Origin of the sequence: Paenibacillus agri, from assembly GCF_013359945.1 — a bacterium.
Lineage (GTDB): Bacteria > Bacillota > Bacilli > Paenibacillales > Paenibacillaceae > Paenibacillus_AQ > Paenibacillus_AQ agri.
Genome location: NZ_JABWCS010000211.1, coordinates 13261 through 26550 on the forward strand (window position 1 = coordinate 13261; position 13290 = coordinate 26550).

The 13290-nt window shown below is 45.2% G+C and carries 11 protein-coding genes; 3 read left to right on the forward strand and 8 right to left on the reverse strand.

All coding sequences use genetic code 11. The features are described from left to right. Positions 1-487: 487 nt before the first annotated feature. Positions 488-1387, reverse strand: coding sequence for a LysR family transcriptional regulator (locus HPT30_RS15635; protein WP_175372286.1), 900 nt, complete (start codon positions 1385-1387; stop codon positions 488-490). A gap of 136 nt (positions 1388-1523) precedes the next feature. On the opposite strand from HPT30_RS15635, the gene HPT30_RS15640 reads away from it, so the two are divergent. Both HPT30_RS15640 and HPT30_RS15645 read left to right on the forward strand, forming a co-directional pair. Continuing rightward, a complete protein-coding gene (locus HPT30_RS15640; protein WP_175372287.1) occupies positions 1524-2534 on the forward strand; it encodes an alpha/beta fold hydrolase in 1011 nt (336 codons plus the stop codon). Positions 2535-2575: 41 nt separating this feature from the next. Further along, complete coding sequence (locus tag HPT30_RS15645) at positions 2576-3646, forward strand: MFS transporter (protein ID WP_175372288.1); 1071 nt, start codon at positions 2576-2578, stop codon at positions 3644-3646. A gap of 51 nt (positions 3647-3697) precedes the next feature. Here HPT30_RS15645 and HPT30_RS15650 read toward each other — a convergent pair whose 3' ends face one another. From HPT30_RS15650 to HPT30_RS15670, 5 genes are all read right to left on the reverse strand, one after another. Next, complete coding sequence (locus HPT30_RS15650) at positions 3698-5056, reverse strand: Nramp family divalent metal transporter (protein WP_175372289.1); 1359 nt, start codon at positions 5054-5056, stop codon at positions 3698-3700. A gap of 337 nt (positions 5057-5393) precedes the next feature. Continuing rightward, positions 5394-7451, reverse strand: coding sequence for an iron ABC transporter permease (locus HPT30_RS15655; protein WP_175372290.1), 2058 nt, complete (start codon positions 7449-7451; stop codon positions 5394-5396). Between the two features lie 8 nt (positions 7452-7459). Beyond that, entirely contained in the window at positions 7460-8482 is a 1023-nt protein-coding gene (locus HPT30_RS15660; protein ID WP_175372291.1) for an ABC transporter substrate-binding protein, read from the reverse strand. Positions 8483-8670: 188 nt separating this feature from the next. Continuing rightward, on the reverse strand, positions 8671-9495 hold the full coding sequence (locus tag HPT30_RS15665) for an aldo/keto reductase (protein WP_175372292.1): 825 nt from the start codon (positions 9493-9495) through the stop codon (positions 8671-8673). 66 nt (positions 9496-9561) lie between these two features. Next, entirely contained in the window at positions 9562-10404 is an 843-nt protein-coding gene (locus HPT30_RS15670) for an IclR family transcriptional regulator (protein ID WP_376767042.1), read from the reverse strand. A gap of 146 nt (positions 10405-10550) precedes the next feature. Between HPT30_RS15670 and HPT30_RS15675 the strand changes: the two genes are divergently transcribed. Beyond that, positions 10551-10955 carry a hypothetical protein gene (locus HPT30_RS15675; protein ID WP_175372293.1) on the forward strand — a complete coding sequence of 135 codons (405 nt, stop codon included), beginning with the start codon at positions 10551-10553 and terminating at the stop codon, positions 10953-10955. Between the two features lie 165 nt (positions 10956-11120). On the opposite strand, the gene HPT30_RS15680 is transcribed toward HPT30_RS15675, so the two are convergent. Both HPT30_RS15680 and HPT30_RS15685 read right to left on the reverse strand, forming a co-directional pair. Beyond that, entirely contained in the window at positions 11121-12092 is a 972-nt protein-coding gene (locus HPT30_RS15680; RefSeq protein ID WP_175372294.1) for an alpha/beta hydrolase, read from the reverse strand. 137 nt (positions 12093-12229) lie between these two features. Then, positions 12230-12514, reverse strand: a complete 285-nt coding sequence (locus HPT30_RS15685; RefSeq protein WP_175372295.1) for a CD3324 family protein — start codon at positions 12512-12514, stop codon at positions 12230-12232. Between the last annotated feature and the right edge of the window lie 776 nt (positions 12515-13290).

Below are 13290 nucleotides of genomic sequence, written 5' to 3' on the forward strand. Positions count from 1 at the left end.
GAAATATAACATTTAAATGACATTAAAATAGCTCTATTCTGGATAAAAGAACATGGTCGCACTTAATTCATGAACACCAATTCATGAACACCAATTCATGAATGCCATCTTTTTCAAGGCTTAAAGCTCATCTATAAGAGCTAACGGACCGTATAGCCGTTATTCCCCACTCTAAGTTGCTCTGAATGATGATGCGGACTCAGATGACGTTATTTGCTATCAAACAGCTGAATTTGCAGAAGATTTCTGCCAATAAGGTCTCTGGAGTCCGCTATTTTCCTGAATGACTGAATTTATAGGCGATAAGGTCTCTGGAGTCCGTTACCTGCCGAGCAAGCACTGATTTTGCGGCAGGCCCACTGAAGATTCATAAAACGATCTAACCAACGCAAAAAAACCTAAAAAAACTGAACTTCACATCTTACGACATGGAAACAGTTTTTCAAGGTGTTGTCATCGGTTCTATCTTTGGTTCTATCGTTGCTTTCTACAAGTTACTATTCCCCGGAAACGTATCCCGGCTTAAGTTAATAAAGGCTTCGATCGCAGGTGAGATCCACTTCTCTTCATGCCAGAACATTCGGGTTGCGAAGGACACGGCGGTCAAATCCCAAGCCAACGGAACCAGCTCTCCCCGATTCATTTCTTCGACTACGGCCATTTCAGGCAATATAGCGATGCCCATTCCTATTTTCGCACACTGCTTGATCGCTTCTGCGCTGTTAAACTCTAATTCCGTAACTCCTCTCATGCCCTTCTGCGCCAGACTTCGCTCAAAAAATGTGCGATAGGAACAGCCCTTCTCTGTCTGCAAAAAGGTCTCACCCTTAAAATCTTCAACAGTCAATGTCGTACGTGCTGCCAATGGATGATCGGGCGCCGCCAGGACATAGAAGGATTCATCCAGCAATTTTTCTCCACAAAATCCGGTCTCACCCTTGTCTTCATCCAGCATAAAAATAATATCCGCGTCCCCTTCCCGTAGACTCTGTTTGAGATTATCATCGGAAAGTGCGCGGAACATTAGGCGAATTCCAGGATAGCGCAAGCGAAAGCGCCGCAATACATCCGGCAAGCGGTACGTACACAACGTTTCATCTGCACCTATGACGAGCGTCCCTGTCATCTCGCCAGATTGTCTGACCACTTGTTCTGCTTCTTCAAGCTCCCTTAATATGTTGTCAACGTATCCGAGGAACCGTCTCCCCGCATCGGTTAATATTACTTTCTTCCCCAGTCTGTCCACCAGCTTGACCCCCAGTTCCTCCTCCAGAGCCTTCATCTGCATCGTAACCGTTGACGGAACGTAGTTTTGAACTTCTGCAGCTCGGCTAAAGTTTAGTGTAGAAGCAAGGGTATGAAAGGTCTTGAGTTGGCGTAACTCCACAGTACATCCCATCCTTAATTCAAATTAATTGAATGTATCATTCATAAACGTTTCCTTGAACAAACAATAGCATCGTCGTAGAGTGGTGACAAGTAAGACAGTCCATCTTGCATTTACGAAAAAGGAGATTGTTACGATGAGAGATTACGAAATCTATGAACTGGGGGATGTTCTGCTGCAATCCGGTGTCATCCTGCCGAATGCCATTCTTGCCTATAAAACTTACGGAACACTGAATGCGGCAAAAGATAATGTTATTGTCTATCCCACCTGGTTTGCAGGTCTGCATACCGATAATGAATGGTTAATTGGACCTGGCAAGGCGCTGGACCCGGAAAAGTATTTTATCATCATTCCGAACATGCTGGGTAATGGATTATCCTCCTCGCCAAGCAATACGGCCCCGCCCTATGATCACGGGAACTTCCCGGTGGTGACGATTTATGATAACGTGCGTCTGCAGCATCAACTGGTGACCAAGAAGTTTGGGATTAGCAAAATCGCCCTCGTCGTCGGCTGGTCACTCGGAGCTGTTCAAACCTTCCAGTGGGGCGCCAGCTATCCCGATATGGTGAAACGTATTGCCCCATTCGGGGGTACGGCTCAGACAAGGCCACATGCACAAATTGTTTTTGCAAGCATGATCGCTGCACTTCAAGCGGATTCTACCTGGGAGAATGGGTTTTATAAGCAGCAGCCTACGGCGGGATTAGCCGCAATGGGTCGGGTCTATGCCCCTTGGGGCTTTTCCCAGGCTTACTATCTGGAGCAGCTCTATCAGCAAGACGGTTACCACACTTCGGAGGATTATCTTGTGAACTACTGGGATCAAGTGTTTCTGACTTTCGACGCCAATGACCTGATCACCATGTTACGCACCGGAATCAGTGGCGATATCAGCGCAAACCAGGCGTATAACGGCGATTTCGAACTTGCATTACGAAGCATTACAGCCTGTGCGCTAGTCATGCCGGGAAGTACAGACTTGTTCTTTCCTCCCCAGGATAACAACTATGAAGTACAATGTATGCCGAATGCTCGCTTCCTCCCGATTGACTCGAAATGGGGACATTGCGCAGGCATTGGACAGCATGAACCCGATTCCGAATTTATAGATCAACAGCTGAAGATTTTCTTAGGTGAATGATTTTAGCGCACAGTGAATAATTGAAAGTGGAGCGAATCCAATTGAAAAATAATACGATCCTCTATATCCTGGCACTTGCAGTTTTTCTGATTGGAACCATTGAATACATTATTACAGGAGTCATTATCACTCCGATTCTAATCGCACTGACTATAAATGTGGATCGCAAGAAGCTGCTCGTGGCTTCCCTTGGTGTATTCATTGCCACTAACGGGCTTATGTTTGCGGATCTTTCTTATGAAATCGTACTATGGGTGCGAATGATTCAAGGGGCTAGTGGAGGAATGGCTACCGTGGTGGCTATGGCAGTAGCGACACGACTGGTTGAAAAAGAACGACGGGGACGGGCCATCGGTATTATCTTGATGGGTCTCAGCAGTTCGCTTGTGCTGGGTGTTCCGATGGGTACATTTTTTAGCGAGAGACTTGGATGGAGAGTTCTATTTATTGCGATCGGTTTATTAAGCGTTCTTCCATTGCTAATCATCTATAGAAAAGTTCCGGCAATCAAAGAAGTGGACAGGGTTACCCTCCGCATGCAGCTCTCCATTCTACAAGATCCAAAAATTCTGACTGCCTTAGGTATTACTTTATTGTATATCGGCGGATATTCTACCCTGTTCACTTATATTACTCCATTCCTGCAGGCCACCTCCTCACTGTCCATAACCGAGATTAGCGCTGTTCTATTCCTGGCCGGGGTTTGCAGCTTCGTGGGATCAAGAATGGGCGGGCAATTGGCCGATGCAAAAGGAGCGAAATTCACCATTTGTCTAGGACTCCTGTTACAAGGAGCGACGATCCTTCCCTTTGCTCTGGCTGGCATGAATCTATTTCTATTAATCCTGGTATTAATGATCTTTATGTTAGCTACCTGGAGCATTTCTCCTGCCCAACAGCTATTACTGGTTACCCTGGTACCCAGAAATCCTGATATGGCGCTAAGTGTGAACACTTCCTTCATCCAGTTAGGTTTTGCTTTAGGATCTGGATTGGGCGGACTTGTCATCAGTAAAACCTCTGTTCTGTACTTGAATTGGCTCGGGCTTGCTGCTGTAAGCATGGCTCTACTTCTTGCGATCTGGCTTTTCAGAACTTTTGACCACGAATGATTACTCCTTCAATGTAAAAACCCCTTGGATGCCCAAGGGGTTCTCGCTTAGTCATCCTAAATCATGACCAGTCAAGATAATATAGCACACCAAGAACACATTGAGGGCAACGATAACCCCGGTGGATAGCCAAGCCAGAATTTTAATCCACGGCCGATTGGCGAATTCGCCCATTTTCCGCTTATCGCTGGTGAACAGTACAAGTGGGATAACGGCAAAAGGTAACTGCAAACTAAGCACTACCTGACTCCATAACAACATGTCGCCTGTCCCCCTGGAGCCGGCTATCCACGTAACGATAAATGCGGGCACTACAGCCAGCAAGCGGGTAATCAATCTGCGGAGCCACGGCGACACTCTCAAGCGCACAAAGCCTTCCATCACAATCTGCCCTGCTAACGTTCCCGTAATGGTCGAGTTCTGGCCAGAAGCAAGCAATGCGACTGCGAATAACGTGCCGGCAATACTAACGCCAAGGGTAGGACTTAAAAGCTCATACGCGCCTTCTATTTCCGATACATTTAGTCCCGTACCATGAAAAGCGGCCGCACCAAGGATCAAAATAGCAGAGTTAATCAAGAAAGCAAAGAACAGTGACATATTAGAATCGAGAACGGAGAACTTAAGTGCTTCTTTCCGTCCTTTGACAGTTCTCTCATATTGCCGGGTCTGTACAATCGATGAATGCAAGTACAGATTGTGTGGCATCACTGTTGCTCCCAAAATCCCTAATGAGATGAAGAGCATCTCAGGATTCGTAATGATCTCAAATTTAGGAACATATCCGCCCAATAAAGCCGATACTTCCGGCTTCGATATGATCACTTCAAAGACAAATACTGCGAATATGGTGAACATTAAGACGATAATAATCGATTCAATAATCCGAAAACCTTTTTTCTGTAAAAATAACAATAGCAGCACATCAAGTGTAGTAATAGCAATGCCCCATAACAACGGGATCCCGAACAATAAATTAAGGGCAATTGCCGAGCCGATCACTTCTGCCAGATCTGTTGCCACTATAGCAAGCTCCGTTAGAATCCATAAAAAAACAGCCATTTTGGGACCGACAGCATCCCTTGTTGCCTGTGCCAAATCTCTTCCGGTGACAATCCCGAGCTTGGCTGACAAGACTTGGAGCAGCATGGCTATCAAATTTGAAATTAAAATAACAGATAAAAGAGTATAGCCAAAGCGTGCGCCGCCCGCAATTGAGGTTGCCCAGTTACCCGGATCGATGTAGCCAACGGCTACCAGTGACCCCGGTCCCGCAAATGCCAGGAGCTTTCTCCAGAATCCTGACTTTAGAGGAATTTTAACGGAATTGTTTACCTCCTCCAAACTAATACTAGAACTGCTCCGTAACCATCCATGATTTTCTTTTACTTGCTGAATTCCTGCATCCATAGTCTCTCCTCTTTTCACACATTAATCGTGGGGTTGTTCCGAGCCCCTAAACCTAACGAACATATACTGACGAATCTTATTTTTCTCTAGGGAAACATTTTTGTCAATAGCTAAATTTTATGCATAAGACTAAAAAAAGAGGGACGCCCCAAAATCCATAAAACGGATAATTGGGACGCCCCTTATTAAAATGAAGATGGGAAGATGGTTCTCACGCCATCTCAATCACGGATGTCGATATTAGATGTCCATTTATTATTGTATGCCCAGCATAAACGTACACAAAATAGGCCGCCCCATGACGGGACGGCCTTGAATAAGTGTCTCAAACTACATTCTACCCTTTTTTAACAAGCGAACGGTACATTAAGAAGAGGAAATAAGGTGCACCGATCAGCATAATGATCAAGCCTGACGGAATTTCTTTCGGTGCCATAATCGTTCTTCCGACCGTATCGGCGATCACCAGCAGCAATCCGCCAAGCAGACCCGACAAAATAATGGAGCGTCTCGTATGGTGGCCGATCATCATCCGTACTGCATGCGGTGCGATGAGCCCGAGAAAACCAATCGTCCCTACACTGGAAACAGCTCCCGCTGCCAGCAACACTCCGATAATCATCGCCCAAAGCCGCGTCCCGCGAACGGGCAAACCTAGGCCGACTGAACTCTCATCACCAAAAGCCAGCAAATCGATTTTCCGTCCCAAATAGTAAGCAACGGGTAACAGGATAAGGAGGAAGATCAAAAGGCTATAAAATTGATTCCAGCCCCGTCCATAGGTCGAGCCAGTGATCCAAATTAAGGAGTTGCCGCTCCAGATACTTGCCTTGACGATCATCACCTGTATGCCCGCCGAGGCGATCGCAGATATCGCGATTCCAAGCAGGATGAGAACCGACGGATTCAGACCTCTGCGCCATGCCAGGAAGAATACAAAGGCTGCCGCCAAAGCCCCGCCAGCCATTGCGGCAATAGGTAAAGCAATGACCGTCATTGCCGGCCATGCGAACAACACGATCAGCGCACCAAAGCCAGCTCCTGAGGTCACACCGATTATAGAAGCGTCAGCAAGTGGATTGCGGACAGCACTCTGAATCAGTACACCGCTAATGGCAAGTGCGATACCGCCTGCAGCTGCAACCAGTGTACGCGGAAGTCTTAAATTCAGCAGAACAGAATACGAATCATCACCCCTCTGTACAAGACTGCTCAGCAGATCCCCAATAGGTATCCTCGTCCCGCCAAGCGACAAGCTCACAAGAATAATAACGATTAACAGTACACTCATAAATATCGCTGTCGGAATAAAACGCATACGTAGCGCTACTCCGCCTATACTCATGGAGGATTGCCCTGGACCTGAACCCGATATATTTTTCATTCTGGTCAGCACCAGCCAAATAAGCCAAGGGGCTCCGATAATCGCCATAACCGCACCGACCGGCATCTCCCCTACACTACTCCGCACCGCACGCGCAAGTGTATCCGCTGCCGTAATGAGCAACGCTCCCCACAAGGCACTCGCAGGAATGAGCAAACGATGCTTATGTATACCGCCAAGCCGGACAAGGTGGGGAGCGACTAAGCCAACGAAGCCGATGGGGCCGACCACGCTGACCACGATCGCAGCCATCAATACCGATATGCCGAGGCCTACAGCCCGGGTTAACCCTACTCTTTGTCCCAGCGAACGGGCAGTAGACTCATCAAGTTCAAGCGCATCGAATTGCCTGCCTGCGAACACGGATACTCCAAGGAGCACAAGGACAAAGGGCCAAGCATACTGGACGCCGTCCCAGTTCAGCTGAATCAGAGAACCCGAACCCCATAAGAATAAATTTTGCGTTTCCGTCTTATTGAAAATAAATAGTGCCGAGGTGAACGCTCCAAGCACCATGGACACGATCATTCCCGATAGAGCCAGCCGGACAGGCGTAGCCGTCTTGCCGCCGCTCAATAGATAGGCAACAATTGCTGCCAGCAGGCCACCAGCAGCTGCCAGCACAAATGGGAACTGATGCTGCAAAGCCGGAAAAGCAACCATGCCAAGAACAACCATAAAATAAGCTCCCGCATTAATCCCCAGTGTATCTGAGGAAGCAAGCGGATTCTTCGTTATCGTTTGTAGTAACGCGCCAGCCGCAGCCAGGGCCGCCCCGGCCAGAATACCGATAACTGTACGCGGCATGCGGATATCCCAGAGCAGATTATGTTCCATGACATCCTGACGGTTCAGCAATCCCTTCATTACAGTACCTGCCGGGATTTTGGCCTCCCCAAAGCCTAGACTTAGAATGAACAAAACGAAGAGGACGGCAAGGCCGCCCCCAAATATTCCAATAATCCGCCAGGTCATATTAATTGAAGTTTTTTCACTGCTATGCCCGTTCATAGTAGCACTCATTTCGTTAAGGTTTTTACTACTTCATCCACAATGACCTTAGAGGAGATTGGACCGCCAAATACCCAGGTCGCGCTGTCTAATGCGTAAGTACGTTTCTCCTTAACGAAGGTAAGTCCGTTCCAAACGGAATTATCCTTCAGTGTCTTTGTGAAAATATCATCATCCTTTTGGACAATATAGAGCAGATTAGTATCCTGAACCGCAGGCAAGGCTTCAACGGTCGATGTGCTGAATCCGTAGCTCTCGAAATTATCAGGTTTCCAGTCGTTCTTCAGACCAATCCGGTCCAATGTTTGTACTGCTAGTGAATTGTCTGTGAACAGACGCATTGTTGCTGCATTTTGATAGCTATACGCTTGTGTCAGTACGTAATTCAGACCTTCCTTGCCTGCTGCAGCCAGCTTCGTCTTTGCATCCGCATAATGCGCATCCAAGTCTGCAAGGACTTTGTCACCTTCCGCAGTTTTACCAAGAGCCGCTGCTATCGTTTTGAAGGTGTCTTCCATCAGTGTGTATTGGTCACCTTGCCCTTCAGGCGGATACAGGCTGAAAATCAGTGTTGGAGCAATACTTTTCAGCTGATCATAAATCGCTTCATTGCTAGGAGCATTCGCAATAATCAAATCCGGCTTCAATGCCGCAATGGTCTCCAGATTCGGCTCGTCGCGCGTACCAACATCCGTCACGCTTGCATCCAATGGTGCTTCAGATGTCACATACAGCTTATAGTTTTCGTTATCGGCGTTCCCCACCGGCTGTACTCCGAGCGCAATTACATCTTCTGTAAATGTCCACTCCAGTACAACAACCTTTTGTGCAGGCTTATCCAACTTAACCTCGCCTTTAGAGTCCTTTAATACAATAGGGCCACTTGCGGTTTCACTGCTAGTATTTTCAGCCGCCGCATTGCTCTTCGGCTCGCTGTTTGTTGCCGGATTCGTAGTATTGTTAGACCCACAACCCGCTGCAACCAGTATCACAACAATAAGCATAACTACACTCAAAAACCTTTTGTGCATTTTGTATATCCCCCTAATTTCTATAAATTGTATATGATAATGATTATCATTTTTAATGACATGAACTATGTTATCTACGATTACATGGAAAGTCAAGGGAATATGATATTTTTACTACTCTATCTTTGGATGCAAAAAGCCCGCAAATCGCTTATAACAAGCGGATTTACGGGCTTTGAATCAATCAATTATCTCATATGAAATTCATTTGGATGCGGGCCTTTGCGGCGGTTACTGTCCAGTTGATTGATGGACTCCATCTCGTCAGCGGATAGTTCAAAGTCAAACACATTGAAGTTTTCTTCAATTCTGGAAGGAGTAACGGATTTCGGAATCACAATCGCGTTACGCTGCAAGTGCCAGCGAAGTACGACTTGCGCTGGAGATTTGCCATGAGCTTCGGCCAGCTTGACGATGGCTTCGTCCTTCAAAACATCGCCGCCTTGATCCAGTGGGCTCCAGGCTTCAACAAAAATATCGTGCGAATCACAGAACGCCTTCAATTCATTTTGCGCCAGGTATGGATGGCATTCGATCTGATTGAGGACCGGCTTCACTTCACATTCCTTCAGAAGACGCTCCAAATGTTCGATTTCAAAGTTACATACACCGATCGCCTTCACTTTACCATCATGGTACAGTTTCTCCAGCGCCTTGTAAGTATCAATGTACTGATCGAAATTCGGCGTTGGCCAGTGGATCAAATACAAATCAATATAATCGAGTTCCAGCTTCTTCAAGCTTTCATCAAAAGCACGCAAGGTGTTCTCATATCCTTGATCTGCGTTCCACACTTTAGTGGTGATGAACAGCTTCTCCCGAGGAATTGCGGATTCCTTGATGGCTTGTCCCACACCCAGCTCGTTCTGATAAATCATGGCCGTATCAATCGAGGTATAGCCCACTTCAAAGGCTTTTGTTACAGCAGCAGTCGCTTGGTCATCGCTAACCTGCCATACGCCGAATCCAAGCTGAGGCATTTTTACACCGTTGTTCAATGTTACAAAATTCATGGTCTATTCTCCTCTGAATATATTTTTATTTATGGAAATCAATTTCATAAACGCGCACTTATCAATTTATGAAATTGATTTATGGCTCAACAGATCTGAAATCTCTTGTGCACATGACGTTACCTGCTCAATATGATAGTCATCCTTCTCTTTGGACACCCGGGTTGTAGGACCGCTGATCGCAATGGCTGCAATGACCTTGCCATCCTTCCAGATCGGTGCGCCGATACACCTGGCCCCGCATTCCCCTTCTTCATCATCCAAAGCATAACCTTTGACCTTAATGTTACTCAGTTCCTCACGGAATTTATCCTGGGAAGTAATCGTATGCTCAATCTGTTTCTCCAAAGACATATTCTCCAAGATCCACGACTGTAGCTCTTCACCCTGATAAGCAAGCAAACATTTTCCAATGGCATCCCCACGAATAGGTTTACGATCACCGATCACATGATGCGTTCGAGTGGCATACATCCCTGAAATTGCATGCGTGATCACTACCTCTGTGCCATGAAGCATTCCGATGTAGGAGGTCTCCCCTGTCGTCTTGCTTAGCTTGTCCATAGATGGCACGGATTGCAAGAGATCAACGTCCTGCTTGAGGAGATTCTCACTTTGTAATTTGGATACAAACACATCCGAAATCACAAACCCGTTTTTGGGGCTTCTCATGATGAAATCATTCTGCTCCAATGTGCTAACCAAGCGATAAGCCGTGCTTTGGTTGAGCTGTAATTCTTCCATGATCTCTTGGGTAGTGATGTTGGGATTATGGAGTACAAGGTTAAAAATATCCAAACCCTTCTTGAGCGTACCGACCTCATTGCGGTTTATATCCCCACCCCCTACTGCGATAGTATTCCACTCACAATTGGGATTATAGCAAAGGAAAATCCATTTTTCAAATATAGATAATTAAATAATATAATTTATCCATAATGGATAATACATTGCACTAATTCAACATTCCCGTAAGCGAGACGTTGTTATATACATTTACTATGCAACACTCACATGGTAAATTTAGTAATGATATCAATTTAGTAGAGGTGACCGTGAAAAAGCTAATATTATTAATGACTTCCATGCTGATAATCATTGTTGGATGTTCAAGCCATAACACATTAAATATTAATTATCTAGACCCAAGTGAAGCTAACGGACCAATACGTAAATGGATAGAATCCAATAATGCAAGAAATGGAATCTATTTGGGCAGAGTATCCACTGAACACCGTGTATACCTGTATGTAAATTATAAAAATGAAGAGCATAATCAGAAGTTCACAGTACCCTCAGTAGATATTCAGAATCAGGACGGAAAGCTTATCGTAGAAACAGTAACCGTCGCTTCAGATCATTCGTTTGAAAAAATATTTGTAATTACAAAAAAGGGAATAAAGCAAATCGAATTAAATGGACAAGAATTTAACTTGGAACAATTAGAGGAACTCGAATAGCTTTTTGATTTGTCTTTTTAAATAAACAAACGATACTTAACTCATGAAAAATGAGAATGTACCTTTTTGAAGTAAAAAAACAGCGACAACCTAGGAATTGAATTATCAGATCCATAAGCTGTCGCTGCTTTTGTTATGAGTTTTTACTGTTATTATTCTTACGGATTAAAGCAAATCCAGCGCCTTCAGCAAAGCATGTTCGCTTGACTTCGAGCCTTCCTGAGAATAATGGGCATTAGGGAACATTGGCGACAGATGGTGGTAGCCCGGATAGACATGCAGTTCCACCACAACACCATCATGAATCAGTTGTTTCGCGAATAGCAAAGCCTCGTCAACGAATAAATCAATGCTGCCGATTGTAATAAAAGTAGATGGCAACCCAGCAAGTGATTTTGCACGTGCAGGCACGTAATATTCACTTACGCCTTCCTGACCTGGTTCATGACCTAATACAGATTTCCAGCCAAAATAATTACTTGCTTTATTCCAAACAAATTCTCCGGCATAAGGATGATCTGGTGCAACACTCGTACGGTCATCCAACATCGGATTACGCAATCTCAAATGATGAATCTCAAATTCCTTCTGATCCCGAATGTATAAAGCCACACCAGCCGCCAAACCTGCGCCAGCACTTGAGCCTGCAACGGCAACTTTCTTAGCGTCGATTCCCAGTTCTTCCGCGTGTTCAACACACCATTTTAGGCCCGAATAGATATCCTCTAGCTGGCTTGGCTGAACATGCTCAGGTCCCAGGCGGTAATACACAGACACACAGCAAAAACCATGCTGCACAGCAAGGGCGGCATTCCCCATGCGGTCACCGACCGGACTTCCCATAACCATCCCGCCGCCGTGAAGAGAATAATATAAAGGCATCTTTTCATACTTTGGCTGCGTAGGCTTAATAATCTCTATACGTACTTCCGGCCCGCCAAAATAACTGGGTACCGTTCTTTCTTCAAAGGTAACCGGGAACTTTTCCGTAACATCGATTTGCGGCATCATTTGTGCTTGCTTCATGCGTGATTCTATCAGCACAGACGGAGTAAGATCCGTTGTCGGGAACATATCAAGGGCGCTAACCACTTCTGGGTCCACCAGATGTCTGCTTCTGCTCTGCTCTTCACTCATTGTCATATTTCCTCTCTATATGTCATTTTCAGACCAGCTGTCTCTATCGTTAGTCTACAGTGTACCCTCCACTCTTAAAATGAACACAATGACTTAGAATCATTTTCGGCATAAAAAAAGACACTGATGAAGGATGTTCACCAGTGCTGTTTCTTACTTTTATGTGAATAGACAATTTTCTTAATCGTTTCGATCGAGAGAAAATGTTCCTCGGCGAGTTGCTCGATACTGCTGCCATTTTTAAAAGCAGCTCGGATCGCGACATTACGCTCATCAAGTAACCGTCGCCCGCCGCTCTGACTTCCCCAATGCTTATACTCCGTTTCCGGCTTAGGAATGTAGAGCGTTTCTCCCTGAACATATTTTTGAATTTCCATAATTAGCTTTTCGGGTAACACTTTTGCTGCATTAATATATTTCATTGTGCCCGCTCCTTATTTTAAAATTTCCAAATAAGGTGCAAAGCCAACATATTAGAAGAGCTTATTTAGCGTTAGCGTTAAAAAAGGTTTTGCCCCATGCAAAGTAACGCTTTTCTAATACAGGCTTTGCATGAGTGGGAGAAGTACCAGACAATCTTACAATATTCTCCATCTATTAAGCACCCCCTTTTCGCTAACCATTATAGCATAGTTTCAAGCGTGACTGTCACGAACAGTATTGTGAGAACAATTGACTTTACCACGTACCTCTTCATCGACGTAGGCTTTAAAAAAGTATCAAATAGCGGCATTTTTGTACCTTAAATCCTCTGCAGCTACGGGTTAGTGGCGATTAGGTGCATTATTGTACCTTAATTCTTCCAGAATACCTCGTCCAGCGTGCTTTTTCGAAAAATAAGATACAATAATGACCTTAATTACCTCATTCACCTATAATAAAGAAAAATAAGGTACAAAAATGCCGTTAGTTAGGAAGATGCCCCTCTTTTTCACTGTTAAAACGACTGGTGAAGGGGAATGTATTGCTTCTAGTGACATCGCTTAATTTGAACAGCCATGGATTATAGATTTTGCTGTCGACCGTCTATTCCGGTGCTAGCTTTCCTATGGAAAGCTTCCAGGCGAGCGTTTTGCGCCTACAGTCAGTTCCAAACTTCCCCATTCGCTCATATTCGCTTTTTATCAATCTCTTTTGTTCGGCATATATAATCGCTTCTTTCTGTATAATCTTGAAAAGAAAAAAGGCAACCCTTTTA

Bases quoted from the DNA above. Each gene is read 5' to 3' on its own strand.
- HPT30_RS15640 (WP_175372287.1), top strand. From the start codon at position 1,524: ATGAGAGATTACGAAATCTATGAACTGGGGGATGTTCTGCTGCAATCC.
- HPT30_RS15650 (WP_175372289.1), bottom strand. From the start codon at position 5,056: ATGGATGCAGGAATTCAGCAAGTAAAAGAAAATCATGGATGGTTACGG.
- HPT30_RS15655 (WP_175372290.1), bottom strand. From the start codon at position 7,451: ATGAACGGGCATAGCAGTGAAAAAACTTCAATTAATATGACCTGGCGG.
- HPT30_RS15660 (WP_175372291.1), bottom strand. From the start codon at position 8,482: ATGCACAAAAGGTTTTTGAGTGTAGTTATGCTTATTGTTGTGATACTG.
- HPT30_RS15665 (WP_175372292.1), bottom strand. From the start codon at position 9,495: ATGAATTTTGTAACATTGAACAACGGTGTAAAAATGCCTCAGCTTGGA.
- HPT30_RS15680 (WP_175372294.1), bottom strand. From the start codon at position 12,092: ATGAGTGAAGAGCAGAGCAGAAGCAGACATCTGGTGGACCCAGAAGTG.
- HPT30_RS15685 (WP_175372295.1), bottom strand. From the start codon at position 12,514: ATGAAATATATTAATGCAGCAAAAGTGTTACCCGAAAAGCTAATTATG.